The 2,063-nt window shown below is 73.7% G+C and carries 2 protein-coding genes and 1 pseudogene; all 3 read left to right on the forward strand.

Annotated features, from left to right (window positions below):
- A pseudogene (locus tag P1P70_RS43895) lies at positions 1-144 on the forward strand (biotin synthase BioB); the annotation flags it as partial.
- Positions 137-1,441, forward strand: a complete 1,305-nt coding sequence (locus P1P70_RS43900; RefSeq protein ID WP_319247998.1) for an adenosylmethionine--8-amino-7-oxononanoate transaminase — start codon at positions 137-139, stop codon at positions 1,439-1,441. The pseudogene P1P70_RS43895 and the gene P1P70_RS43900, both read left to right, overlap by 8 nt.
- Before the next feature lie 19 nt (positions 1,442-1,460).
- Positions 1,461-2,063: dethiobiotin synthase (gene bioD / locus P1P70_RS43905; RefSeq protein ID WP_319248000.1), on the forward strand; the 603-nt coding region annotated here is incomplete at its 3' end.

Here is a 2,063-nt window from a genome sequence, read left to right on the forward strand (position 1 = left end):
GGTTGTGGGTCGCACGCGGGGGGTGGGGTGTGCGGGTCCGCCGCCCAGGCCCCGGCCGCCGCGGCCCCGGTCGGCGAGGCGCGTACGGATCTGGTGGCGGTACGCCGCCGGGGCGCCGGTACCGACCTCGCGCCCAATGCCTGAGCTGAACGGTTCGGGCGTGCCCGAACTGAGCGTGCCCGAGCTGGTGGAGCTCGACCGGCGGCATGTGTGGCATCCGTACGGGCCCATGCCGGGCCGACAGGAACCGCTCGTCGTGGAGTCGGCGAGCGGGGTCCGGCTCAAGCTCGCGGACGGCTCGGGCGAGCTGGTCGACGGCATGTCGTCGTGGTGGTCGGCGATCCACGGCTACAACCACCCCGTCCTCAACGAGGCGGCGCGCGAACAGCTGAGCCGGATGAGCCACGTCATGTTCGGCGGGCTCACCCATGAGCCCGCCGTGCGACTGGCGAAGCACCTTGTCGACATGTCGCCCGAGGGTCTGGAGCATGTGTTCCTCGCCGACTCGGGGTCGGTGTCCGTCGAGGTCGCGGTCAAGATGTGCCTGCAGTACTGGCGTTCGCTGGGCCGCCCCGGCAAGCGGCGGCTGCTGACCTGGCGCGGCGGCTACCACGGCGACACCTGGCAGCCGATGTCGGTGTGCGACCCCGAGGGCGGGATGCACGAGCTGTGGCAGGGCGTCCTGCCCCGGCAGGTGTTCGTGGACGCGCCGCCGGTCGAGTACGAGCAGGCGTACGCGGAGGCGCTGCGCACGACGATCGAGCGGCACGCGGACGAGCTGGCGGCCGTGATCGTGGAGCCCGTGGTCCAGGGCGCGGGCGGGATGCGCTTCCACTCCCCCGCGTATCTGCGGGTGCTGCGCGAGGCGTGCGACGCGCATGACGTGCTGCTGGTGTTCGACGAGATCGCCACCGGGTTCGGGCGTACGGGAGCGTTGTTCGCGGCGGACCACGCGGCCGTCACGCCGGACGTGATGTGTGTCGGCAAGGCGCTGACCGGCGGTTATCTGACCCTGGCGGCCGCACTGTGCACCGCCCGGGTGGCCGACGGGATCTCGCGGGGCGAGGTGCCGGTGCTGGCCCACGGGCCCACCTTCATGGGCAACCCGCTCGCGGCGGCCGTCGCCTGTGCCTCGATCGAGCTGTTGCTGGGCCAGGACTGGCTCACGGAGGTCAAGCGGATCGAGACGGGGCTGCGGGAGGGTTTGGCGCCGGTGCGCGAGGTGCAGGGCGTGACGGACGTACGGGTCCTCGGCGCGATCGGGGTGGTGCAGCTCGACCACGCGGTGGACATGCGGGCGGCCACGGAGGCCGCCGTGCGCGAGGGCGTGTGGCTACGGCCGTTCCGCGATCTCGTCTACACGATGCCGCCGTACGTGACGGGCGACGAGGACGTGGCGCGGATCGCGCGCGCGGTGTGCGCGGCGGCCACGGCGGGATGACGGAACGGAAGAGGACGACATGACGGTCCTGGTGGTCACGGGGACGGGCACGGAGGTCGGCAAGACGGTCACCACGGCTGCGGTCGCGGCGGTGGCCGTGGCGTCCGGCCGCTCGGTGGCCGTGCTGAAGCCCGCGCAGACGGGCGTACGGCCGGACGAGCGCGGCGACGCGGACGAGGTGGCCCGGCTCGCCGGTGCCGTCACCGTCCGCGAACTCGCCCGCTATCCGGAGCCGTTGGCCCCGGCGACCGCTGCACGCCGCTCGGGCCTGCCGCCGGTGCACCCTCAGGAGGTCGCCGAGGCCGCGGCCAAGCTGGCGACCGACCACGACCTGGTGCTGGTCGAAGGCGCGGGCGGGCTCCTCGTCCGGTTCGACGAGGCGGGCGGCACACTGGCGGACACGGCCCGGCTGCTGGGGGCGCCGGTGCTCCTGGTCGCCTCGGCGGGGCTGGGCACGCTGAACACGACCGAGCTGACGGCCCGCGAACTCGCCGTGCGGGAGGTGGAGTTGGCGGGCGTCGTCATCGGCAGCTGGCCCGGGGACCCGGATCTGGCGTCGCGGTGCAATCTGGCGGATCTGCCGGTGGTGGCGAACGCTCCGCTGCTGGGGGCGGTGCCGGCG

The sequence above is a fragment of the Streptomyces sp. MB09-02B genome, assembly GCF_033794485.1.
Taxonomy (GTDB): Bacteria; Actinomycetota; Actinomycetes; order Streptomycetales; family Streptomycetaceae; genus Streptomyces.

Coding starts and splice junctions, on each gene's coding strand:
- P1P70_RS43900 (WP_319247998.1), top strand. CDS start 137: ATGCCTGAGCTGAACGGTTCGGGCGTGCCCGAACTGAGCGTGCCCGAG.